We start from the raw sequence: 23,612 nt of genomic DNA on the forward strand, positions 1-23,612 counted from the left end.
GGAGGCATTTGCCCCCCCATTTATTGCAATAATCTTTTTTATACTGCGGTTTGGAAGATCACATCATCCGCTTTTTCTGTGTATTGATTCAATTGATCAAAATTGAGGTAGCGATAAGTATCTGCGGCGGTTTCATCCACTTTATCCATGAACTGCAAATACTCTTCTGGTGTTGGCAAGCGACCCAACAGTGACGCCACCGCCGCCAGCTCCGCAGAAGCAAGGTAAACATTGGCACCAGAACCCAGGCGGTTAGGGAAGTTACGGGTGGAAGTGGATACCACGGTTGCCCCATCCGCCACACGCGCCTGATTCCCCATGCACAATGAGCAACCCGGGATCTCAATGCGCGCCCCACTCTTACCAAAGACGCTGTAATAACCTTCTTCCGTTAATTGAGCAGCATCCATCTTCGTCGGAGGCGCAATCCACAAGCGAGTGGGTATCTGGCCTTTATGCTGATCCAGCAACTTGCCCGCTGCACGGAAATGACCAATATTCGTCATGCAAGAGCCAATGAAAACTTCGTCAATTTTGCTGTTAGCTACGTCAGATAGCAGGCGTGCATCATCAGGATCATTCGGCGCACACAAAATAGGCTCTTTAATCTCTGCCAGATCGATTTCAATCACAGCAGCGTATTCCGCATCGGCATCCGCTTCCAACAACTGGGGATCTTTCAGCCAGTTTTCCATGCCTATGATACGGCGTTCCAATGTCCTGCGATCACCATAACCTTCCGCAATCATCCATTTCAGCAATACAATGTTCGATTGCAGGTATTCAATGATCGGCGCTTTATCCAGTTTAATGGTACATCCTGCTGCGGAACGTTCCGCAGACGCATCCGCCAACTCAAATGCCTGTTCGACCTTGAGTTCCGGTAACCCTTCAATCTCAAGAATACGGCCGGAGAAGATGTTCTTCTTGCCTTTTTTCTCGACAGTCAGCAAACCTTGTTGAATCGCATAATAAGGAATGGCATGAACCAGATCACGCAAGGTGATGCCGGGCTGCATTTTTCCTTTAAAGCGAACCAGCACGGATTCCGGCATATCCAACGGCATAACGCCCGTTGCCGCCGCAAATGCCACCAGTCCGGAACCCGCCGGGAAAGAAATGCCAATCGGGAAACGAGTATGGGAATCTCCGCCGGTACCCACCGTATCGGGCAGCAACATACGGTTTAACCATGAGTGGATAATGCCATCACCCGGACGCAGCGATACCCCGCCACGGTTCATAATGAAATCAGGCAGAGTATGGTGGGTCGTCACATCAACCGGTTTTGGATAGGCGGCAGTATGGCAGAATGATTGCATGACCAGATCCGCAGAAAAGCCCAGACACGCCAAATCTTTCAATTCATCCCGTGTCATTGGGCCGGTCGTATCCTGAGAACCGACAGAAGTCATCTTAGGCTCACAATATTCTCCGGGACGAATCCCCGCTGTACCGCAGGCACGGCCAACCATTTTCTGTGCCAATGAGAAACCGCGATCGCTTTTCGCCACCGCTTTCGCCTGACGGAAGACATCGCTGTGTGGCAGACCCAATGATTCACGTGCTTTGCCCGTCAAACCGCGACCGATAATCAAGGGGATACGACCACCGGCACGCACTTCATCGATCAGCACATCCGTTTTCAGTGCAAAAGTCGCCAGCAGTTCGTGGGTTTCGTGATGGCGGATTTCACCTTTATAGGGGTAGATATCAATGACATCTCCCATATTCAGCTTAGAAACGTCTACCTCGATGGGCAATGCACCGGCATCTTCCATGGTATTGAAGAAAATCGGCGCGATTTTTCCGCCCAGAACCACACCAGCACCGCGTTTATTTGGCACAAACGGGATATCTTCTCCCATAAACCACAATACGGAGTTCGTTGCCGATTTACGGGAGGAGCCGGTTCCCACCACATCACCCACGTAGGCCAACGGATAACCTTTCTTGCTCAGGGCTTCGATTTGCTTAATCGGGCCTACGACACCTGCTTGATCAGGCTCAATACCTTCACGGGCATTCTTGAGCATTGCCAGAGCATGTAGGGGAATATCAGGGCGTGACCACGCATCAGGCGCAGGGGAAAGATCATCGGTGTTGGTTTCACCCGTGACCTTAAAGACAGTAATGGTGATTTTTTCCGCTAATTCAGGGCGCCCAAGGAACCATTCTGCATCAGCCCATGACTGAATAATCTGTTTGGCGTGGACATTACCCGCTTTGGCTTTTTCTTCCACATCATAGAAACTGTCGAACATCAGCAACGTATGAGAAAGTGCTTTCGCCGCAATCGGAGCCAGCTTTTCATCATCGAGGGCATCAATTAACGCGTGGATATTATACCCACCCTGCATGGTTCCCAATAATTCAATGGCTTTTTCCTGTGTCACCAAAGGAGAAGCCGCCTCCCCTTTAGCAATGGCAGCCAGGAAACCCGCTTTAACATAAGCCGCTTCATCTACACCAGGGGGAATACGATGGGTCAGTAGATCTAGCAGGAAATCTTCTTCACCTTTAGGTGGGTTCTTCAGTAATTCAACCAGCGCTGCTGCTTGAGCTGCGTCTAACGGCTTAGGGACGATGCCTTGCGCTGCACGCTCGGCTACGTGCTTGCGGTATTCTTCTAGCACGACTTTCTCCTCGCTCTCATTGTCATTTTATCTACCCGGCTGTCAGCACCCGGTAACGATTATCAAAGAACAATCAGCTAAGACAATCATCATGGGTGCCAGGTCAGAGGATTTTGCTCGCATAACATCAGGATTATGCCCAGCTTCGGGCGTTTAGCATACCAAAATTTGAATAGCATGTTAATTCATTCACATAAAATCAACATTGAACCATGATAAAATTCTGGATAAATAAACTTGAAGAGTGTATTAAAGTTTTAAATGCTATATGTTGCTATTTCAGACTGAAAATACCTTACTTTCTACCCACTGCAAAAAAGCGGATATCAACCTCGTTTAAAAGGATATCATCATGCCTAATAGAGAAAGAGATAACGCTATCGCAAGCACAAGTTATCATTCTCCAGTGATTATGGAAGAAAAAATTTACCCTGAATATCAGGCGAAAATTAAGGAAGTGAATCAAAATGCCATGCTATCTGCACTTGGAGAACTCCAGCTAAATGAATCCCGTTACTGGTATGAATCTATAAAAGAAACAATATTGGGAGATGGACACCATAGTACCTTTAGCAAAACCTGTGGCTCCATAAGAAATACCTTTAATCCTGAATATGTGACCGGCGGTTTAGATAATTGCCGACATTTTGTCTGTTCCGCGTCAGGGACAACCGTTGGAATTATTATATTAATGCTTGCTAAACCTAATGAACCTGATGATGCGGATCAAATAGCATTCATAGCAACCTATCCTAACGGTTATGGTTACGGTGGTTTGCTCGTTCAACATGTGGTCAATATATCCCACGCCTTAGGCCATCAAGGTATATTAGATGTTAAAGCAGAACCTGATGCCGAAATTTTTTACCCAAAATTAGGCTTTGTCACTATTAGTGACTTTCTTGGTCTAAAACGTATGAGGTTAACTCCAACTGGTAACAGTAAATGGCATCAACTCAATGGGAAATATCAACTTAAAAGAACCCCTCGTCCACGTAATTCAAATTGGCAATGTCATATACTGTAGATTCAACTGACTTGAAGGTACATGAAAAAATAACATTTATTGCATTGATTTAAGGGGGGGAAAACTAATACTAATAAGAATGTTAAAGTAAAATGAGCCTATAGGAGACATACGATGAAAACGACCAGAGAGCTATTTCATAATATTTTCTCCAAAATACATATCAGAGAATCCCCAAAAGAAAGGTATTTTCGATTATTTCAAACAATGATAAAAGAAGTCAGTCGGAGTGAAATGTTTACCTCACTCGCGCAACTTAAGGGCAACACATGTGATTGGTATTCAACATTAAATCTGTTTTCTGGTTCAGATATGGAAAGATATAATACTTTTATTACCGTATCCCGTGAAATGGGAGTTGTATATCAAGATGCTAGCCAAACAAATGCCACAACGCATCATCGTTACTTTATTTGTCTGGTGCAAAACGTTCCCATCGGCATAATGACTTTTGTTACAGGCGGTTCTGCTTTTAACAATGAAAGTACAGATAAAATCGGATTTATGCTCACCCATCCTGGCAACCAAGGTTGCGGCAGTTTACTCGTTGAAAAAGCGGTAGAACTTTCTTGTAGTTTGGGCAATGGCGGAGAGTTGCTGGTGGAAGCCAAACCGCATTCTGTTCCATTTTATAAAAAACTGGGATTCGAACCTGATGGATTCAGTGGCTCTGAAACCACACAAATGAGATTGGTTCCAGACGAACGGGGAGAAGACTGGGTTGTTGCCGGCAATACTTATCGCCTCAGAAGATACATATCACCTTAAAAAAATAGGTCATATGCTTAACGGTGTCATTGATGATATCTTTGGGTCATCAATTGCACGTAAAACGGCTTCCAGAATAGAAGCCGTTTTCACCACTGCAAAAGCTAAAGCATTATTTCTTTTTCTTTGCCTTAGGGTTTGGCAAGTCAGTAATGCTGCCTTCGTAAATTTCCGCAGCCATACCGATTGATTCGTACAGCGTTGGGTGAGCATGGATAGTCAGAGCAAGATCTTCTGCATCACAGCCCATTTCGATAGCCAGACCGATTTCACCCAGCAATTCGCCGCCGTTAGTACCGACAACAGCACCACCGATAATGCGGTTGGTTTCTTTATCGAAAATCAGTTTGGTCATACCGTCTGAACAATCAGAGGCGATTGCACGGCCGGAAGCGGCCCAAGGGAAAGTCGCAGTCTCAAAGCTGATACCTTTTTCTTTCGCTTCTTTCTCTGTCAAACCCACCCATGCAACTTCTGGTTCAGTGTAAGCAATAGATGGGATCACTTTTGGATCGAAGTAGTGTTTCTTACCAGAAATCACTTCAGCGGCAACGTGACCTTCGTGAACACCTTTGTGTGCCAACATTGGCTGACCAACGATATCACCGATAGCAAAGATGTGAGGCACGTTAGTGCGCATTTGTTTATCCACGTGGATAAAGCCGCGCTCATCAACTTCAACACCCGCTTTGCCCGCATCCAGAGATTTACCGTTTGGTACACGGCCGATAGCAACCAGAACGGCATCATAACGCTGTGGCTCTGCCGGTGCTTTTTTGCCTTCCATTGTGACGTAGATGCCATCTTCTTTCGCTTCTACTGCGGTCACTTTCGTTTCCAGCATCAGGTTGAACTTCTTGCTGACGCGCTTAGTGAACACTTTAACAATGTCTTTGTCCGCAGCAGGAATAACCTGATCGAACATTTCTACCACGTCGATCTGAGAACCCAGAGCGTGGTAAACCGTTCCCATTTCCAGACCGATAATACCGCCACCCATGACCAACAGGCGTCCCGGAACGGTTTTCAGCTCCAACGCATCGGTAGAATCCCATACGCGCGGATCCTCATGTGGAATGAATGGCAATTGAATTGGGCGTGAACCCGCTGCGATAATGGCATTATCAAAATTAATCGTTGTTGCGCCGTTCTCGCCTTCGACTACCAGAGTGTTAGCACCGGTAAATTTACCCACGCCATTAACAACATTAACTTTACGGCCTTTAGCCATGCCGCCCAGACCGCCTGTCAACTGAGAAATAACTTTTTCTTTCCAGAGACGGATCTTATCGATATCAGTTTGTGGCTCACCAAACACGATACCGTGTTGTGCCAGAGCTTTTGCTTCTTCAATCACTTTTGCTACATGAAGCAGCGCCTTGGAGGGGATACAACCCACATTAAGACACACACCACCCAAAGTAGAGTAGCGCTCAACCAAAACGGTATCCAAACCTAAGTCTGCACAACGGAAAGCAGCAGAATACCCCGCTGGGCCTGCTCCAAGCACCACTACCTGGGCTTTAATTTCAGTACTCATCATGACCTCTTAATTGTTTGTCCGGCGAGTCAGACGAAAAAAACCATATTCTCCCGGGACGTACACACCGCGAGCAGTTTACAGAATTGTAAATAACCTGAAAAGCGCGTTAACGTGACAGAACTCCCAACCTGCCAGATGCAGGGCGAAAATATCTGTCACGGCTGTAATCATTAGGCCGGTCTATTTACCAGCCTTTGCATTACATCACCAAACGGCGGATGTCGCTCATCAATTGATTAATATAAGTGATGAAGCGTGCACCATCAGCCCCGTCGATCACACGGTGGTCGAAAGACAGAGACATCGGCAGGATCAGGCGCGGAACGAATTCTTTGCCATTCCAGACCGGTTTCATGGAAGAGCGGGACAGCCCCATGATGGCCACTTCTGGTGCATTCACAATAGGTGCAAAGCCGGTAGTACCGATACCACCAAGGCTTGAAATGGTGAAGCAGCCACCCTGCATGTCGGAAGCGGTCAGCTTACCGGCACGGGCTTTCTTGGAAACTTCAGCCAATTCTCTGGACAGTTCCATGATGCCTTTTTTGTTGACATCCTTGAATACCGGAACCACCAGACCGTTAGGCGTATCAACCGCGATACCGATGTTGACATATTTTTTCAGGATCAGCTTCTGGCCATCTTCAGAAATGGAGCTGTTAAAGCGCGGCATGGCTTCCAGTGCTTTCGCAGCCGCTTTCATGACGAAGACCAGCGGAGTGATCTTCACGCCAAGCTGTTTCTTCTCAGCTTCTTTGTTCTGCTGTTTACGGAACTCTTCAACTTCAGTGATATCCGCTTCATCGAACAGGTTAACGTGAGGGATCATGACCCAGTTGCGGCTGAGGTTCGCACCAGAAATTTTCTGGATACGGCTCATTTCAACTTCTTCGATTTCACCGAACTTGCTGAAATCAACTTTTGGCCAAGGCAGCATACCCGGCAAACCGCCACCCGCAGCCGCAGGTGCAGCTTCCGCACGTTTAATCGCCTCTTTCACGTAAGCCTGAACGTCTTCACGCAGGATGCGACCCTTACGGCCAGTGCCTTTTACTTTCGCCAGATTGACGCCGAATTCACGCGCCAGACGACGGATAACCGGCGTGGCATGAACGTAAGCGTCATTTTCGGCAAATTCATTTTTACCTTCTGCTGGTTTGCTTGCTGCCGGTGCTGAGGCGGCTTTCGCCGGTTCAGCCGCAGGTGCTGGAGCCGCCGCAGGTGCTGCACCCGCCACCTCGAACACCATGATCAGAGAACCGGTTTTCACTTTATCGCCGGTCGCGATCTTGATCTCTTTCACTGTACCCGCGAATGGCGCAGGGACTTCCATTGAAGCCTTGTCACCTTCAACCGTGATCAGTGACTGTTCTTCGGCAACGGTATCACCCACTTTGACCATGATTTCAGTCACTTCAACTTCGTCACCACCGATATCCGGTACGTTGACTTCTTTTGCCGCAGAGGCCGCAGGCGCTGCTGCCGGAGCCGCTGCTACTGGTGCTGCGCCAGAACCTGCGACTTCGAATACCATGATCAGAGAACCGGTTTTTACTTTATCGCCAGTCGCGATTTTGATCTCTTTCACTGTACCCGCGAATGGTGCAGGAACTTCCATCGAAGCCTTGTCACCTTCAACCGTGATCAGTGACTGCTCTTCAGTCACCGTATCACCCACTTTGACCATGATTTCGGTTACTTCAACTTCATCACCACCAATATCTGGTACATTGACTTCTTTGCTTTCCACTGCTGCCGGTGCCGCTACTGGCGCTGGCGCTGCTTGCTGGGCAGGCGCAGCTTCTGCTGCACCGTTTGCGGATTCAAAAATCATAATCAGTTTGCCGGTCTCAACTTTATCGCCAACTGCAACTTTGATTTCTTTCACCACACCCGCCTGTGGCGATGGGACTTCCATGGAAGCCTTATCACCTTCAACGGTGATCAGTGACTGTTCTGCTTCTACTGTGTCACCGACTTTCACCAGAATCTCGGTCACTTCAACTTCATCTGCCCCAATATCAGGCACATTAATTTCGATAGACATGAATCTTTACCTCTTATGCCAGACGTGGGTTAACTTTTTCTGGGTTGATGTTGTATTTATTGATAGCTTCTTCAACGACTTTCACATCAACTTCGCCACGTTTAGCCAGTTCACCCAGCGCTGCAACAACCACATAAGAAGCATCAACTTCAAAGTGATGACGCAGGTTTTCACGGCTGTCAGAACGACCGAAACCGTCAGTACCCAGTACACGGAACTCGCTTGAAGGCACAAAGTTACGCACTTGTTCTGCAAACAGTTTCATGTAGTCAGTGGAAGCAACCGCTGGCGCTTCGTTCATGATCTGAGCAATATAAGGAACGCGAGGTTCTTCTGATGGATGCAGCATGTTCCAACGCTCACAATCCTGACCATCACGAGCCAGTTCAGTGAAGGAAGTTACGCTGTAGACGTCTGAGCCAACGCCGTATTCCGCAGACAGGATCTTCGCGGCTTCACGAACATGACGCAGGATAGAACCAGAACCCAGCAACTGCACTTTACCTTTCTCGCCTTCCAGGCTTTCCAGCTTGTAGATACCTTTACGGATACCTTCTTCAGCCCCTTGCGGCATAGCTGGCATGTGGTAGTTTTCGTTCAGAGTGGTGATGTAGTAGTAGATATTCTCTTGTTTCTCACCATACATACGCTCCAGACCATCATGCATGATAACAGCCACTTCATAAGCGAATGCAGGGTCATAAGAGATACAGTTAGGAATAGTCAGGGACTGAATGTGGCTGTGACCATCTTCGTGCTGCAAACCTTCACCGTTCAGCGTGGTACGACCAGAAGTCCCACCCACCAGGAAGCCACGAGCTTGTTGGTCACCTGCTGCCCAGCACAGATCACCGATACGCTGGAACCCGAACATGGAGTAGTAGATATAGAACGGGATCATTGGCAGGTTGTTGGTGCTGTAAGACGTTGCCGCCGCCAGCCAAGATGAAGCCGCACCCAGTTCGTTGATACCTTCTTGCAGGATCTGACCTTTTGCATCTTCTTTATAGTATGCAACCTGCTCACGGTCTTGCGGCGTATACTGCTGACCATTCGGGCTGTAGATACCGATTTGACGGAACAGACCTTCCATACCGAAGGTACGTGCTTCGTCAGCAATGATTGGAACCAGACGATCTTTGATCGACTTGTTCTTCAGCATGACATTCAGCGCACGAACGAAAGCGATAGTGGTAGAAATTTCTTTGGATTGTTCTTCCAACAGGGAGCTGAATTCTTCCAGCGCTGGGATTTCCAGTTTCTCGTCGAAGTTCACGCGACGGCTTGGCAGGTAACCACCCAGTGCATTACGGCGCTCATGCAGGTATTTAGATTCTTCAGAATCTTTATCGAAAGTCACGTATGGCAGGCTGTCGATCTGTTCGTCAGAGACAGGCACATTGAAACGATCGCGGAAGTGGCGAACGCCTTCCATGTTCATTTTCTTGACCTGATGGGCAATGTTTTTACCTTCAGCGGTATCACCCATGCCGTAACCTTTGATGGTCTGAGCCAGGATGACCGTTGGTTGACCCGTAGTATTCTGTGCTTTATTCAGTGCAGCATAAACTTTCTTCGGATCATGACCACCACGGTTCAGTGCCCAAATTTCGTCATCAGTCATATCTTTGACCAATGCAGCCGTTTCTGGGTAACGGCCGAAGAAGTGCTCACGGACATAAGCGCCATCTTTGGACTTGAATGTCTGGTAGTCGCCATCCAGGGTTTCGTTCATCAATTGAACCAGTTTACCGCTGGTGTCTTTACGCAGCAGTGCGTCCCAACGCTCACCCCACAGGACTTTCAGTACCTGCCAGCCAGCACCGGCGAAGATGCCTTCCAGTTCGTTAACAATTTTGCCGTTACCGGTGACTGGGCCATCCAGACGCTGCAAGTTACAGTTGATGATGAAGACCAGATTATCCAGTTTCTCACGGGTTGCGATAGTGATCGCACCTTTGGATTCTGGCTCATCCATTTCACCGTCGCCCAAGAAAGCGTAAACAGTTTGTTTAGAGGTATCTTTCAGGCCACGATGTTCCAGATATTTCAGGAACTTAGCCTGATAAATCGCGGAGATTGGACCCAGACCCATTGAAACAGTCGGGAACTGCCAGAAGTCAGGCATCAGTTTTGGATGCGGGTAAGAAGACAGGCCATTACCCCCGATTTCCTGACGGAAGTTGTTCATCTGCTCTTCAGTCAGACGACCTTCAAGGAATGCACGTGCGTAAACGCCCGGAGAAATGTGGCCCTGGAAGTACACCAAGTCGCCGCCATCATTTTCATTACGAGCGCGGAAGAAGTGGTTAAAACAAACGTCATAAACAGTAGCGGAAGACTGGAATGAAGCCATGTGACCACCCAGTTCCAGATCTTTTTTGGATGCACGCAGAACGGTCATCACGGCATTCCAGCGGATAGCAGAGCGGATACGACGCTCTAAATCCATGTTGCCAGGGTAAGCAGGCTCATCTTCAACAGGAATGGTGTTGATGTAATCGCGGCTTGCAGTACCTGCGGCAACGCTAACGCCACCTTTACGAGCTTCATTCAAAACCTGATCAATCAGGAACTGAGCACGCTCAACACCTTCTTCACGGATGACCGATTCGATCGCCTGTAACCAATCGCGAGTTTCGATCGGGTCCACGTCATTTTTCAAAATATCTGACATGGTGTATTCCTTATCTGTTATCTATTTCTAATGGTTATTGGAGCCTATCTTCTGGTCATACCCTTTGACGAAACTGCCTGTTATGACCGGAAGATAGGCCCTGCTGTATATTGCCGCTAAAACTCTTGGATAAAGAGTCGACGAACTGTACAAACGCAGCAGTCAGGATCTGTACAGTCAAGTTTAGAACCTACCCCATTCGGGAATTTAATTTGTCTATGACGCCCCAAGGGACAGGTTCTTATTCCTGATGTTGCTGGAGCCGCCTCAATGAACGCTCACGCCGAGTCTGTTCACGAGTCAGATCCAATAAAACTTCTTCAATAAAGGCCAAATGGCGATGCGAAGCCTCACGGGCTTTTTCCGGTTCTCTCGCCATGATAGAGTGAAAAATCTCAGCCCTATGGTCACTGACGGCCGCCAGCATTTCTTTACGGGTATAGATGACATCAAAATTGCGCCTGATATTTTGTTCTAACATAGGGATCATACAGCGCAATAAATGCAGCAATACCACGTTATGGGCAGCTTCCGTGACAACAAGCTGATATTGCAGGACAGCATCAGATTCCGCATTCACATCACCACTTTGCTGTGCGACTTGGATCGCGAGATGGCTTTGCTCAATGCGTTTGAAATCCTCATCAGTTCCCCTAAGGGCGGCATAATAAGCCGCAATCCCCTCTAGCGCATGGCGCGCTTCAAGGAGATCGAACTGGGATTCTTGATTCTCTGCAATAAGTTGGGCAAGCGGGTCGCTGAAACTCTGCCACAGATTGTTCTGTACGAAAGTTCCTCCCCCTTGACGACGGAAAAGAAAGCCTTTGGCTTCCAATTTTTGAATGGCTTCGCGCAATGAAGGACGTGATACTTCAAACTGCTTTGCCAGCTCACGCTCAGGCAGCAGTTTTTCTCCCGGGCGTAGCGAGCCTTCGAGAATGAGCTGTTCAAGACGCTGCTCAATCACATCTGATAACTTTGGTTGGCGAATCTTGCTATAGGCCATATCTGCTGTAAGCCATTCAATGAGTCAATGTTGCTTCGGGCTATATACTCTACTCAACTAAGCGTCAGTCACTAAACTCTGGCTAATGGGCCAAAGTCAATTGGTAATACCAATTTAGAGTACAGGGTCTTAAAGTAACAAAGTATTCACTAGCTGTCTATAAAGACCTTGAGCTAAATCATAAAAATCTGCAAATTTTAACAAACTATTTTAAATTTTATCAGAAAATTATAACCGGAGAGTACTTTTTAGGCGGGCAATCTGATGGTATTTAACGTTCGTATAACGCATAGATGAGAAAAATCAATCAGTAACCATTTTAAAAATATAACCCCCATCAACTTCAAGTTACAGCTTTCAAGATGAAAGCTGCTTATTAACGCCATAAAAAAATTCCCGATAACAGCATTTCATTGCCATAACCAGGAATTAGCCACTCATAAATTGTAGTTTATTAATGTTAATGATGAGTTCAATCTTCATGCTCTAACTGTTAAAAATACAATGTTAATCATAAATTTTAATGATAATTATTTATATATTATCTAAAAATTATTGCCCCGTATATAATGGCAAATCAGGAATATCATCAAAATTAGTATCTTTCTTTGCCATTACAAGTGTAGGATCGGGAAAATATCCGGAATTATTATAAACTCTAAAATCCAAATTCAGGCAGCCCATAAAATGAAATTTCACAATGATTTTTATCAAAGATAGAAAATGGGAAACTAAAGTAAATATCAATTTTCTGTTCTAAATCACTATTTATATTTACAATCAACATCACTATTATCTTATTATTCATTATGCTCTGGCAAATCAGGAAGATTATCCATATCAGTAGTACCTGGTGGCGCCAATATAATTATAGCATTGAACACACCAGATATTGGAAAATTCACAGAATATAATAGATCGTATTTCCCAAGTGGGTATTGTTGATCACCATACTGTAAATAACAATAAACATTACAAACAGGTTGACCAATATAAGGTGAACCAAAATTTATATCTATATATTGTGGAAAATGAAGCTTGCCATCAAATTTATCGATGAATTCATACTTTATCTTTCCTGATACTCCCTTAAAAACATACCTACCCCAACAACATGTTACTTTTTTTTGAGAAGGAATAAGATGTTGCGGGTATTTGTTCCAATACCCTGAATTCAATTTTGCCTCTATTAGTTTAAATGAATGTTCAGTATAATTTTTAATTGTAATAACCTCATCATTACAATAATAATATTGCACATCATAATCTTTCATAATTTTACCCTCAAATAAAAAATGACAACTCCCTTATCTTTAAATTAGTACATTTCCACAGAATGTCAAAATATCACCTAAAATAAAAAAACGTTCAGTGATAACTTAATAAAAAATTTTACTTATATAATAAAACCCCATTATATTAACAAAATAAATAACAACACCCAACACTCGGAATAACGAAATAACGAAATAACATAAAGATAAAAAAAGAAAATATATTATTCAACAATAATCAACAAATGAAAAACTGAAATTATTCTGCACAATCATGTGTAAATAAAATAACAAAGATAGGGAACAGATGATTGCTAACACCAGCTCCCGATCCTTTCATTGTTAAACTAATGCGCCATAAATCGTTAACAATGCAACAATAATCACAATAGTAAAAGTCGCCTTTTTTGCTAATGTTACCGCAGCAACAGGGGTTTCTACCGGATTAAGATGAGGCTCCTTGCTTAAGGCAAATTGAGCCAATTGACTGACGACCTTGTATTGCGATGAGCGAAAATCAGTAAGTGATGCAATCCAAGCGGGTAAGGCTTTCTCACCATGCCCTAATAAAGCATAGGTAATACCCGCCAAACGTGCCGGAAGCCAATCCAGCCAATGCAATATGCCATCAACGCCCGATTGTGCTCTCTGCACTGCGGTGGCATGCTGTGCCAACCAGCCTTGGTAAGCGCTAAGGCAGCCATACCCCATCAAAATAGCCGGCCCCCATTTACCCAACACAGCCAACCAAAAAATAGGAGCAAGATAATAACGAAAATTTGTCCAGATCAATGAATTCTGTATCTCGCGCAACCGCTCCTCTTTTGTGGTATCAGGTAACGTTCCCTGAATCCTCGTCAGACGGGCAAGGTAGTTATTCTGCTGTTCAAGATCAGCTTGACGCACAGCCTGGAGATATCCACGGTAATCATGACGCAGCCCACCTGCACCAATACATAACAAACTGATAATAATACCTAGCACAATGGCGGGAATGCCAAAAGCAACAGCGCTGAAAATATCAATCAGTTTCCACGTTAATAAGGCGACCAGCAAGGTCATACCCAGACTGCCCCATAGTGAATGTGACCTGAGTCTGACAAAAAACGGTGCTAAATAGCGTCCCAGTTGCCAGTGATCTCCCAACTTAAAAACACGTTCCCATGCCAGTATTAATAATAGAATAAAGAGAGTCATCCAACTCGCTCCTTCAATAATTGACGGTAATGTTCCCAGTAAAAATAAGGCCCAGGATCAGTTTTCCTGCCTGGCGCGATATCACTGTGCCCGGTAATATTGTTACGAATATCAGGATATTGACTAATAAGTAGCTCAGTAACTTCGGTTAATTTAGTGTACTGAATTTCAGTAAACTCCTCATAATCTGTGCCTTCCAGTTCGATGCCTATCGAAAAATCATTACATGTATCACGGTCACAGTAGCAAGAAACGCCAGCATGCCAAGCTCTTTTATTAAAAGGAACATATTGCACAATCTCTCCATCACGCCGAATTAAGCAATGAGCAGAAACACACAAGTGCTTGATCTCATCAAAAAAAGGATCATCTTTAGGGTCCAGTGTTCCCATAAATAATTGATCAATATAAGGGCCACCAAACTTACCGGGAGGTAAGCTGATATTATGAATGACCAATAATGATGGCATCTCTCCCTCTGGGCGAAGATCACAATGTGGAGAAATAACTTTTCTTACTCCCTCAATCCATCCTTCATGTAGCTTCATTCTTTTACTCCCCCTTAAAGTGTAACAGCTTAGCATGTTAGCGCCTTCAATCAGCCAGCCAATATTTCTGACGTTTTTTTATTTATGAGTGAACTCGAAAAATTTTTGCAAAAAAATGCAACATAAGGTTATTTTTTCGAGTCGGCTTCATAAATTTTACTAACGATATTTTATTTCTCTTATTTTTCTCCATGCTTATTGGCACCGACATTCAGACCCAATAGTTTGCAACTGAAAAGATGAAGGGGATATCTGCTATTGAACCTAGCAAACTGTCCAAATACACATAAAGGAGAAAAAATGAAACAACAAGGATTTACATTAATTGAAGTGATGGTTGTTATGGCTATCGTATCTATTCTCGGAGCCATTGCCATTCCCAGTTATCAGGGATATATCCAAAAAGCGGCATTAACCGATATGCTACAAGCTATTGTGCCTTATAAATCCGGTGTGGAACTGTGTCGCTTCGAAGCTGAAAATTACAAAGATTGCCACTCTGGCCATCCCTCGATTCCATCAGGTCACAATAGCCGTTATATCAACACCATCTCAGTGAAAGAGGGAGAAATAACTGTATTGGGACAACAGAATCTCAATGGACTTCATGCCACATTGAGACCCAGCCAAGATACGAAAACTGGCCTTACCCAATGGAAAGCGATTTGTGAGTCTGAAAATGAATCGTTAAAAATAAAATGTCAGGAAACTTTGAAATTTTAAGCATCACTTTTCACAGCTAATCAGCTTTAAATTGAAGAGAAATTATTAAGTCACACCAATATCAAAGGAATAAAGATCATGATAAATAAGGATCATCTCTTGATGGAAAAAGAAATAAAAGAACTATGCCAACGGCATCAGGCGATTGTTATAAAAAAAGACTCTCACACGATCACCATTGCCTGTAGCCAATCACCTAATGAAGATTTCATCGCTGCACTAAGATTTATTTCAGGTTTAATCGTTAATGTCGATATTTGGCCACAAGCAAAAATAGAATCCATGCTGACACAAGAAAATTCATTAATATCAGCAAAGAATTACTGTTCAGAAAGTGATGAAGAGGAACCGTATCGCATAGAGCACCTTGATAGCAATCATTCCCGTCATCATAATCTAATGCAAACAAATGATCTCCATGATGAGGAAATAGACACCCCGGTTATTCAGCTAATTAACCAGACGATCTTAACTTCAATACAAAAAAGGGCTTCAGATATTCACCTTGAGCCTTCTCAACGTGGCTATCAGATACGTATTCGAGTTGATGGTGCATTGCATTCCATGCAGGCACCTCCTCCTCAAATGAATACCGGTATTCCTGCCCGCTTAAAAATCATGGCAAAACTCAACATTGCTGAAAAACGTCAGCCACAAGATGGGCAATTTGACTGGAGTGACAACAAAAACAGTTATGCGATACGGATATCAACACTCCCTACACTACATGGAGAAAAAATAGTCCTGCGTATTTTAAATACCATACACCAATTATCCTTAGAGCAATTGGGTTTGCCTGAATCACAATTACAACTTTTAAAACAGAAACTCCATTTACCACAAGGAATGATTTTAGTAACGGGACCAACCGGCAGCGGGAAAACGGTCACATTGTATAGCTGTCTGCAATATTTAAACCAGGCTAAAAAGAATATTTGTAGCGTCGAAGATCCTGTTGAAATTCCCTTGGATGGCATCAACCAAACACCGGTTAATAACAAGATTGGTCTCGATTTTGCTAAAGTTCTCAGGGCATTATTACGGCAAGATCCCGATATTATTATGGTTGGTGAGATCCGTGACAACGAAACCGCCGAAATATCAATGAAAGCAGCACAAACAGGGCACTTGGTTTTATCAACACTGCATACCAATTCCACTATTGATACGTTATCTCGTCTGCGTAATCTGGGGATCTCTGGCTATACCACAGCCTCATGTGTGAAATTAATCATCGCACAACGGCTGGTGCGTAAGCTCTGCCCCCATTGCCGACAACAAGACAATATCCCTACCGTGATCCCTGATACTGTTCATTCAGAGAATATTTACTCAACAAAGGAAGCTGTCTCTGCCAGATCGGGTTCTATAAAACAACCGCTGTCAATAAAAAAATGGCATGCAGTAGGTTGTGATCACTGTTTTTCTGGCTACTACGGCAGAACTGCCATCTATGAATTTCTCGAAGTCAAACCTGAACTCCAGCAAACTCTGTCTGAGTGTTCTAACGCCAGCCTTTCACATTTACTTGCTTCTCAGCAGAATGCAACGCTTTTTTCAGCGGGGCTGACATTAGTGGAGAAAGGAATAACGACTCTTGAAGAGATTTATCAGATTACAGGCCATGAAACCGTATGAAAATAGAATATATTTATCAATGGCAGGCAATTAACCAGAACGGCAAAGCAATAAAAGGAGAGTGTATTGGTCACAACAAAAGAAGTGTGTTCCAGCACCTCAGCCATCTCGATCTTCAACCCTATACTATTAAATGTAAAAAAATCATTTATTACAGCAAAAAGGAAATGGCATATTGCCTACATTTTATTCATCAGTTAAGCACATTACTGACATCCGGCATCCCTTTACTCAAGGGACTGTCTATTTTATTGCAAGAGTGTAAATATGCTCTCTGGCGATGTGTATTGGTGGATATGATTCAGAAAATTCGTCAGGGAGAATCATTTTCCTCAACACTCGCATATTATCCGAAGCTATTTTCTCCCTTGTTCTGCCAACTTATCGCAGTAGGCGAGCAAACGGGTCAGCTTGAAAACTGTTGTCAATTAATCATTAATCGATTGGAACAGCAGAATATATTGAAGAAGAAAATTCAGAAAGCCTATCGCTATCCCTTGATAGTCGCTTTTGTGAGTCTTTTGGTGATTATTTTGATGTTGATTTTCGTTCTGCCAGAATTTCGACAAGTCTATGCTTCATTAAATGCCACTCTGCCTCTGTTAACTCAGTGGGTTCTAGCTGGTTCTGATTTATTGATCCATCATGGGATATTACTACTGTTAATAATACTGATATCGTTAATGAGTTATCTATGGCTACGCCATCGTTTTCCCATTTTTAAAGCAAAAGAAAAAATGCTTTTTCTGAGACTGCCCATTTTTAAGCAACTCACTATTTATCAACAGGCTAATCAAATATTTCATATCCTGTTTATGACACAAAAAGCGGGATTGACGCTCATGACAGGGCTTGAATGTGCTCTAAATGCAACTCAGCATCCTGTTTTTATTGCTGGAGTAAAAAGCCTGCACAAACAAATTCAACAAGGCATTCCAATGAGTGAGGCATTAAAACAAACAGCCTATTTCCCTTCGCTATGCCAACAATTTGTCACGATAGGTGAAGAGTCAGGAGAATTAGAATTATTTCTATTCAGTCTTGCACAATGGTATCAAGAAAAATCAATCAACCTTGCTGACAGTTTGATTCAATTATTGGAGCCTTTACTGATGCTGATAATGGCTTTGATTGTTGGTTTATTATTACTGGCGATGTACCTGCCTATTTTTCAATTAGGCGCAATATTAACGTAACAAGATATTTACATGTTTCGCTATTTTCTCTTAAGGTCGCAATAACAGGAATTGTAGGTGTTTGTTTATAGCTCATCAGCTTTCCTTGGGTTACAATTTGATTATGCTATCAGAGATATTTAAAGGGATAGAATGACTTATATTGTTGCACTTACAGGTGGAATCGGTAGCGGTAAAACGACTATCTCTAATGTATTTTCATCCCTTGGTGTCCCGCTTGTTGATGCAGATATTATCGCCAGAGACGTTGTAGCGCCTGGCACTCCCGCATTACAAGCAATCACAGCGCACTTTGGGCCCGACATATTATTACCCGATGGCAGCCTTAATCGCGCCATGTTACGCCAAAAAATTTTTGCTGTCCCGGAAGAAAAACAGTGGCTCAATGCCCTGTTACATCCCCTGATCCAAAGAGAAACACAGCGGCAATTGAACCAAGTGACAGCCCCCTACGCCATATGGGTGGTTCCTCTACTCATTGAAAACAACTTAATGCACTTGGCAGATCGTATTTTAGTTGTCGATGTCCCAACTGAAGTACAGATTAACCGAACAATGGCTCGTGATGGAGTGAGCCGTGAGCACGTCGAAAATATTCTGGCTGCACAGGCCAGCCGTCAGGACAGACTGGAAAAGGCAGATGATGTCATCGTCAACCACAGCAGTGAACAGGGCATTACCTCCCGTGTGGCCGAATTACATCTACAGTATTTAAAACAAGCAAAATCAGTCAGACAGGAAAACCGTAATGAGTGACATAATGAGTGATGCAACTTCCACTATTATTTTTGAACATCCACTCAATGAAAAAATGCGTTCATGGCTGAGGATTGAATCTTCATTGCAACAGTTGGAACAACAACGCCATCTGGATTCTCAAGCCAGTAGCCTCTCGTTTTTCCGTACCATTGCCGAATTAATTGAGATCCTAGAACGTGGTGAAGTCCGTTCTGAACTATTAAAAGAGTTAGATCGCCAGCAGACAAAATTAAAACAATGGCTCAGCGCGCCAAATGCCGATACGGCTATGATCCATCGTTTGACGGAGCAACTTAAAGAACGCAGTGTTGCTTTAAACCAAGCCCCTCGGCTTAGTCAATATATTAAAGAAGATCGTATGATCAGCATAGTACGCCAGCGACTCAGTATCCCCGGTGGATGTTGTAGTTTTGACTTGCCAACACTGCATCTGTGGCTACATCTGCCACAGTCCGTCAGGGATGAATCTGTCAAAATCTGGCTAAACAGCCTACGCCCATTACAACAAGCCTTGGAAAGCATACTGGAACTCATACGCCACTCTGCCATTTTCACCCCTAAAGCCAGCCACAACGGGTTTTATCAAGGGAATGCAGATGAAGCCGATTTGCTAAGATTAAAATTGGATGTTGTACCAAATGCTTTGGTTTACCCACAAATCTCCGGCTATAAGACACGTTTCGCCATCCGTTTCTTACCAATGGATAGTGAGCATGGTGTTGTACCTGCCCATTTGTCATTTGAATTGGCCTGCTGTTAACATATACCCAATAGATTTCAGGTTGCAGCGACGTGAAAATGGAAGGTATCACCTTCAAATCAAGCAGGAGAAAAGTAATATGTCTGAAGTATTGACTGTCGAATGTCCAACGTGTGGCAACACGGTAATATGGGGAGAAATTAGCCCATATCGCCCATTTTGTAGCAAACGTTGCCAATTAATTGACTTGGGTGAATGGGCCAATGAGGAAAAGAAAATACCCAGCCAAAGCGACAGTTCAGAAAATGATAACTGGAGCGAAGAGCCAGAATAATCCAAGTCATATTATCAATATAATATGACGAATATCATAGCGGCGCCTATTTTATTTGGTGCCGCGGCATATTGAATTATTAGAATGTTAATATATTAAAAAACGTTTTAACGGGAACCATTTTGGGTTAGAAAGCCTACAATGCTACGGTTTGCCGGAGGAAATTCATCAGCAACTAACTCTGATTGTAAAACCCAACGGGAAGGTTGCCCTTCTTTACCAAATGGCTCGTCTTCCCACTTGTCAACCAGGAAAAAATCCAGCGTGATGCTTCTGTCAGGGAAATCATGCTTGATGGTGTCAATTAACTCACAGTGCGTTACCGTGATCCCAACCTCTTCTTTTAATTCTCGAATCAATGCTTGTTCAGGTGTTTCTCCCTGTTCAAGTTTTCCTCCGGGAAACTCCCAAAAGCCACCCATGTGTGCATCAACGCTACGCTGAGTGATAAAAATTTCATCATTACTATTTTTAATGATACCGGCTGCAATATGCAGGTGTTTTTTTTCCATGCTATTCCTCAAATAAATTTCATTGAAATATATACCCTATAAACTGCAAGTTGCAGTCTGCAAAATGAAAGCAGCTAACTATCTCCCCGCGCCGCGGAGGAGATAGTCAATGTATCTTGAAGTACGATGAGTATATTCTTGCAGAGTAAGATTTAAGGGTTTTCATTAAACAAGCAGTGCCAATGATGACAGGGATCGTCAGTGCATTGACACTATTATTATTGGTGCAACTAATATTATTGGTGCAACTGACTTTACTTATAAGCGGCCGTGGCAATGCTTATATTTTTTGCCAGAACCACATGGGCAAGGATCATTGCGGCCAACTTTACGCTCTCCCGTTGCCATTTGAGCTTCAGCTTGTGACATCAACGCACCCTGTTCAACTTCATGGCTCAAATGTTGTTGTCTTGCCAAACGTTCAGCCTCTTCACGACGCTGTTGCTCAAGCGCCTCGACTTCTTCCGGCATTCTAACCTGGACTTTGCTCAAGGTACTGATCACTTCATATTTCAGTGATTCCAGCATGTTGGCAAACATGGCAAAAGATTCACGCTTGTATTCCTGTTTTGGATCTTTCTGTGCATAACCGCGCAGATGAATGCCTTGGCGCAGGTAATCCATTGCAGCCAAGTGCTCTTTCCACAATGTGTCCAAGGTTTGCAACATGATGCCTTTTTCAAAACTACGCATCATTTCTGCACCGACGATCTCTTCTTTCTGCTGATAGATTTCGATCGCTTTTTCAAGAATACGTTCACGCAACGTTTCTTCGTGTAATTGAGGCTCTTTGTCCAGCCACTCTTTAATCGGCAGATCCAAATCAAACTCGTTGACTAAACGCTCCTGTAAGCCTTCAACATCCCACATTTCTTCCAATGATTGCGGTGGAATATAAGCATCAATAGTGACCTTGAAGACATCTTCGCGGATACTGGTGATGGTTTCGCTGACATCGCTGACATCCAGCAAGTCGTTACGTTGAGCATAAATCGCGCGGCGCTGATCGTTCGCAACATCATCATATTCAAGTAATTGTTTACGGATATCAAAGTTGCGGCTCTCAACTTTACGTTGGGCATTAGCAATCGCTTTAGTCACCCACGGGTGTTCAATTGCTTCTCCCGGCTGCATACCCAGTTTACGCATCATGCCCGTCACACGATCGGAAGCAAAAATGCGCATCAAGGCGTCTTCCATTGAGAGGTAAAAGCGTGAAGATCCCGCATCCCCCTGACGTCCCGCACGACCACGTAACTGGTTATCAATACGGCGTGATTCATGACGCTCTGTACCGACAATATGTAAGCCGCCCGCTGCCAACACTGCGTCATGGCGCTCTTGCCACTCGGCCTTGATTTTCTCGATTTGCGCTTCCGTTGGCTCTTCCAGCTTAGCGACTTCCGCCTGCCAACTTCCGCCCAACATGATATCTGTACCACGTCCCGCCATGTTGGTTGCAATCGTCACGGTGCCAGACTGACCCGCCTGCGCGATGATGTCAGCTTCCATCGCATGGAATTTTGCGTTCAGTACGTTGTGGTTAATGCCAGCTTTAGTCAATGCCTTGGACACAAGTTCTGATTTTTCAATCGAGATGGTCCCCACCAAAACAGGCTGGCCAGCGCTTGTCCGCTCTTTGATATCTTCAATAATCGCTTCAATTTTTTCCGCTTCGGTCATGTAGACCAGATCCGATAAGTCCTGGCGGATCATTGGACGATTGGTTGGAATGACGATGGTATCTAGTTTATAAATGGAACTGAATTCAAAGGCTTCCGTGTCGGCTGTGCCCGTCATCCCTGCCAGTTTTTCGTATAAACGGAAATAGTTCTGGAAGGTGATTGAAGCCAGTGTCTGGTTTTCATTCTGAATTTCGACACCTTCTTTAGCTTCCACGGCTTGGTGTAGGCCATCGGACCAACGGCGCCCTTGCATGGTACGCCCGGTATGTTCATCCACGATGATAACTTCGCCGTCTTTAACAATATAATCAACATCACGGGTAAACAGGGCATGAGCACGCAGGGCGGCTGTCACATGGTGCATCAGCATGATATTGGTCGGTGAATACAAGGATTCGCCTTCATCCATCAATTTGGCATCCACCAATAACTCTTCAATCAGTACCAGACCACGCTCTGTCAAGTTGACTTGACGTGATTTTTCATCAACAGAGAAATGCCCTTCTCCCTGGAAGGTATCCGAATCCTCTTTTTCCTGACGAACCAGATTCGGGATCAGCTTATCTACTTTGATATAAAGCTCAGAACTGTCTTCCGCCGGCCCTGAAATAATCAATGGGGTACGCGCTTCATCGATCAGAATAGAGTCAACCTCATCCACCAGCGCATAGTGCAGCTTGCGTTGAACACGTTCTTCCGGACTAAAGGCCATATTGTCACGCAGATAGTCAAAACCAAATTCATTATTAGTACCGTAAGTGATATCCGCAGCATAGGCTTCACGCTTTGCCGGTGCTGGCATACCCGGTAAGTTAATGCCGACACTCAAGCCAAGGAATTCAAACAGTGGACGGTTATTTTCCGCATCGCGCTGTGCCAGATAATCATTCACAGTAACGACATGAACACCTTTGCCAGTTAACGCGTTCAGATAAGCCGGCAATGTTGCGGTCAGTGTTTTACCTTCACCTGTGCGCATCTCTGCGATACAGCGTTCATTCAATACCATCCCGCCCAGTAACTGCACATCAAAGTGACGCATACCAAATACACGTTTACTGGCCTCACGCACAGTGGCAAACGCTTCTGGCAGAATTTTATCCAGTGACTCTCCCTCTTTTAAACGGGCATGAAATTGCGCCGTTTTCGCTTTCAGCTCTTCATCAGAGAGTTTTTCAAAATCCGGTTCCATGTGGTTGATCACATCAACCATTTTGCGCAAACGGCGCAAAGTACGGTCATTACGGCTACCAAAAATTTTTGTTAGTAATTTAATCAGCATAATTAGTGCATCTCAGACAAGGCTATGGTTGTAGCCAATCAATCATTCTTCAAAATTGCC

Annotated in this window: 18 protein-coding genes; 8 read left to right on the forward strand and 10 right to left on the reverse strand. The window is 44.3% G+C overall.

Translation table 11 applies throughout. The annotated features are described in order from the left end of the window. Positions 1–38: 38 nt before the first annotated feature. On the reverse strand, positions 39–2,636 hold the full coding sequence (acnB, locus tag XDD1_RS13820; RefSeq protein WP_045972045.1) for a bifunctional aconitate hydratase 2/2-methylisocitrate dehydratase: 2,598 nt from the start codon (positions 2,634–2,636) through the stop codon (positions 39–41). Positions 2,637–2,988: 352 nt separating this feature from the next. Between acnB and XDD1_RS13825 the strand changes: the two genes are divergently transcribed. Beyond that, complete coding sequence (locus XDD1_RS13825; RefSeq protein WP_045972047.1) at positions 2,989–3,663, forward strand: GNAT family N-acetyltransferase; 675 nt, start codon at positions 2,989–2,991, stop codon at positions 3,661–3,663. Positions 3,664–3,777: 114 nt separating this feature from the next. Continuing rightward, positions 3,778–4,431 carry a GNAT family N-acetyltransferase gene (locus tag XDD1_RS13830; RefSeq protein WP_045972048.1) on the forward strand — a complete coding sequence of 218 codons (654 nt, stop codon included), beginning with the start codon at positions 3,778–3,780 and terminating at the stop codon, positions 4,429–4,431. A gap of 112 nt (positions 4,432–4,543) precedes the next feature. On the opposite strand, the gene lpdA is transcribed toward XDD1_RS13830, so the two are convergent. From lpdA to ampD, 7 genes are all read right to left on the reverse strand, one after another. Beyond that, positions 4,544–5,971 (reverse strand): dihydrolipoyl dehydrogenase, encoded by a 1,428-nt coding sequence (lpdA, locus tag XDD1_RS13835; protein ID WP_148885956.1) that lies wholly within the window; start codon positions 5,969–5,971, stop codon positions 4,544–4,546. A gap of 202 nt (positions 5,972–6,173) precedes the next feature. Continuing rightward, positions 6,174–8,021 (reverse strand): pyruvate dehydrogenase complex dihydrolipoyllysine-residue acetyltransferase, encoded by a 1,848-nt coding sequence (gene aceF / locus XDD1_RS13840; protein WP_045972052.1) that lies wholly within the window; start codon positions 8,019–8,021, stop codon positions 6,174–6,176. 13 nt (positions 8,022–8,034) lie between these two features. Continuing rightward, positions 8,035–10,698: a pyruvate dehydrogenase (acetyl-transferring), homodimeric type gene (aceE, locus tag XDD1_RS13845; RefSeq protein ID WP_045972054.1), complete on the reverse strand. Its 2,664-nt coding sequence runs from the start codon at positions 10,696–10,698 to the stop codon at positions 8,035–8,037. 241 nt (positions 10,699–10,939) lie between these two features. After that, a complete protein-coding gene (pdhR, locus tag XDD1_RS13850; protein ID WP_045972056.1) occupies positions 10,940–11,704 on the reverse strand; it encodes a pyruvate dehydrogenase complex transcriptional repressor PdhR in 765 nt (254 codons plus the stop codon). Between the two features lie 800 nt (positions 11,705–12,504). Then, positions 12,505–12,978, reverse strand: a complete 474-nt coding sequence (locus XDD1_RS13855) for a hypothetical protein (protein WP_045972058.1) — start codon at positions 12,976–12,978, stop codon at positions 12,505–12,507. Positions 12,979–13,320: 342 nt separating this feature from the next. Continuing rightward, positions 13,321–14,175, reverse strand: a complete 855-nt coding sequence (gene ampE / locus XDD1_RS13860) for a beta-lactamase regulator AmpE (RefSeq protein WP_045972060.1) — start codon at positions 14,173–14,175, stop codon at positions 13,321–13,323. Beyond that, the gene (gene ampD, locus XDD1_RS13865) at positions 14,172–14,723 is read right to left on the reverse strand and encodes a 1,6-anhydro-N-acetylmuramyl-L-alanine amidase AmpD (protein WP_045972062.1); all 552 of its coding nucleotides are present in this window, start codon (positions 14,721–14,723) and stop codon (positions 14,172–14,174) included. The genes ampE and ampD overlap by 4 nt, the downstream gene beginning before the upstream one ends. A gap of 300 nt (positions 14,724–15,023) precedes the next feature. Between ampD and ppdD the strand changes: the two genes are divergently transcribed. The 6 genes from ppdD (at position 15,024) to yacG (ending at position 20,073) form a co-directional block, all read left to right on the forward strand. Beyond that, on the forward strand, positions 15,024–15,446 hold the full coding sequence (ppdD, locus tag XDD1_RS13870; protein ID WP_045972064.1) for a prepilin peptidase-dependent pilin: 423 nt from the start codon (positions 15,024–15,026) through the stop codon (positions 15,444–15,446). A 78-nt stretch (positions 15,447–15,524) separates the two neighbouring features. Next, positions 15,525–17,084, forward strand: coding sequence for a type II secretion system protein GspE (gene gspE / locus XDD1_RS13875; protein ID WP_045972066.1), 1,560 nt, complete (start codon positions 15,525–15,527; stop codon positions 17,082–17,084). Further along, positions 17,081–18,280 (forward strand): protein transport protein HofC, encoded by a 1,200-nt coding sequence (gene hofC / locus XDD1_RS13880; protein WP_045972067.1) that lies wholly within the window; start codon positions 17,081–17,083, stop codon positions 18,278–18,280. Before gspE ends, hofC begins: the two co-directional genes overlap by 4 nt. A 132-nt stretch (positions 18,281–18,412) precedes the next feature. After that, positions 18,413–19,036, forward strand: coding sequence for a dephospho-CoA kinase (gene coaE / locus XDD1_RS13885; RefSeq protein WP_045972070.1), 624 nt, complete (start codon positions 18,413–18,415; stop codon positions 19,034–19,036). 4 nt (positions 19,037–19,040) lie between these two features. Next, positions 19,041–19,799 (forward strand): cell division protein ZapD, encoded by a 759-nt coding sequence (gene zapD / locus XDD1_RS13890; protein ID WP_045973627.1) that lies wholly within the window; start codon positions 19,041–19,043, stop codon positions 19,797–19,799. A gap of 79 nt (positions 19,800–19,878) precedes the next feature. After that, on the forward strand, positions 19,879–20,073 hold the full coding sequence (yacG, locus tag XDD1_RS13895; protein ID WP_045972071.1) for a DNA gyrase inhibitor YacG: 195 nt from the start codon (positions 19,879–19,881) through the stop codon (positions 20,071–20,073). Positions 20,074–20,180: 107 nt separating this feature from the next. On the opposite strand, the gene mutT is transcribed toward yacG, so the two are convergent. Together mutT and secA are read right to left on the reverse strand one after the other, a co-directional pair. Further along, positions 20,181–20,585, reverse strand: a complete 405-nt coding sequence (gene mutT / locus XDD1_RS13900) for an 8-oxo-dGTP diphosphatase MutT (RefSeq protein ID WP_045972073.1) — start codon at positions 20,583–20,585, stop codon at positions 20,181–20,183. Positions 20,586–20,843: 258 nt separating this feature from the next. Beyond that, positions 20,844–23,552, reverse strand: coding sequence for a preprotein translocase subunit SecA (secA, locus tag XDD1_RS13905; protein WP_045972075.1), 2,709 nt, complete (start codon positions 23,550–23,552; stop codon positions 20,844–20,846). Positions 23,553–23,612 lie beyond the last annotated feature (60 nt).

Source organism: Xenorhabdus doucetiae, assembly GCF_000968195.1.
In the GTDB taxonomy this organism is placed as follows: Bacteria; Pseudomonadota; Gammaproteobacteria; order Enterobacterales; family Enterobacteriaceae; genus Xenorhabdus; species Xenorhabdus doucetiae.